The following is a 1,665-nucleotide window of genomic DNA, read 5'->3' on the forward strand; positions in this document are numbered from 1 at the left end:
TCCCGGTCAATGGTGATGGGGTTGAGCAAGCCCACCTTGGAAATACTGTCCACCAACTCCTGCACTCCCTCCGGGTCCGCCTCCCGCCGTCCAGCGTTGACTTTGATTTCACTGATTGGAACAAGCATATTTTCACCTCCCTGGCCTCCGGCCTGTTATCGTTCATCCCTACCGGATGGAACACCTGGGGCCGCAGTTGGCCTATGGCTCCAGGTCTTTCATCCGGTGGGCGGGAAGGGCCGCGCCGGTCCTGGCTGTGTCCTCATACTGTAAGGAAATATGACCGGCGCGGGCTCCCTTGAACACCCTTTATGAAAAATGTGTGCCGTATTATCAGGCGGCATGACCGCCCTGCTGCTCTCCCCCGGCACGGGAGTATGTAAGCCCAACCATGGCGGGTTGACGCGGTGCCAGCAGACGGTGGCGGCAGGTGACTAAGCTGCCCAGGCCGTTCCCCCAGCATCTCCCTTTTACCCTGCGATACGGGTGTTTGCGGTGCTTCCCGCGTCTGCGGCGTTGCCAACGCCGGACAGCCGCCCAGGTGTCGCTCGTACCTTTGATGTGATCGTTTTGACGGGCGGGGAACGAGGGTCCACCCCCTTTCATTGGTTCCAGGCCCGCAGGCAGTCGTGGCGATTGTGCGGCTGATGCAGGATGCAGCACTTACATACTGATTATGAGCGGGAGCTTGTCCCGCTGTTTGTCAAGGTGCTACCAATAGGTTATTGGGCTGCGAGTTGGAGGATGATGTTATCCATCATTTTCTGTTTTTCGCCCGTGAGCTGCGCCCTCAAATTCATAAGCAACGCGGTTTCTTCTTCGCCCAGCGGTTTGCGGCGGACAGGGTAGCCATCCGCCAGCTTAACACCACCGTTACGGCCACGGGTAATCTCAATAGGGTAGATGCACATGAGCGCGATAATGTCCGTGCGAATGGTTTCCACGGAAACATTGAGTTCCTGCGCCAGATAATGGTATGTAATCCGCTTTGCAACGGATAACATTTCCACAATCATCAGGCGGCGTTCGTATACGCCCATGTGCTCACCCCCTTCCTCTCCGGCCCCATAAATAATCCTAACAGGAATACACCAAGGCTCACTTGGTGATTTTGAAAAAAGTTTTGAAAAATTTTTAGATGTGCATTTATTGCCATTTTCTTGCCTCCAAAAATCTGAATGGGGTTAGGTCCTGGTTCAGATTTCCGGGGAGGCGCGCGGACACGAGCGTAGTAACACGATTTGCCACAGACAGCAAATAAATTTCTGATTGCACCAAAATAAAATAAAATCCGCTTATGCTTGCAAAAATGAGCAAAAATATTCGACTGCTTTCGACTACATTCCCCGAAATACAACAGAGAATACAGTCGAAACCAGTCGAAAGAAAAAAAGGACGCGAACAACCGTAAAGTTGTTCGCGCTTCTTTGAAAAACCAAGGGGGTGGTTTATATATATTATCCCAATTTACGTCGAAATAGATTTTCTCAAAAGGGCCACTTCAATAGATTTCCCCCTTTCAGCAAAAATGAAAAGGCACCGAGGGAGTGCTGTCTCCCTCGATGCCTTAATCGCATGATACTCACGGTTCAAAAGAATTGAGAAAGTTTGAATAAAGCCCGTGCAAACGCACGTAATAAAATTAGTGGGGCTGCTATTCCTCTC

Annotated in this window: 2 protein-coding genes; both read right to left on the reverse strand. The window is 51.3% G+C overall.

Annotated elements, in window-relative coordinates:
• Positions 1-128 (reverse strand): ParB N-terminal domain-containing protein (locus JX325_RS16360; RefSeq protein WP_204792097.1); only part of this gene is annotated, 128 nt, incomplete at its 3' end.
• Between the two features lie 594 nt (positions 129-722).
• Positions 723-1,040 (reverse strand): HTH domain-containing protein, encoded by a 318-nt coding sequence (locus JX325_RS16365; RefSeq protein WP_204792096.1) that lies wholly within the window; start codon positions 1,038-1,040, stop codon positions 723-725.
• Between the last annotated feature and the right edge of the window lie 625 nt (positions 1,041-1,665).

The organism is Oscillibacter sp. CU971 (assembly GCF_905219725.1).
Taxonomy (GTDB): domain Bacteria; phylum Bacillota; class Clostridia; order Oscillospirales; family Oscillospiraceae; genus Oscillibacter.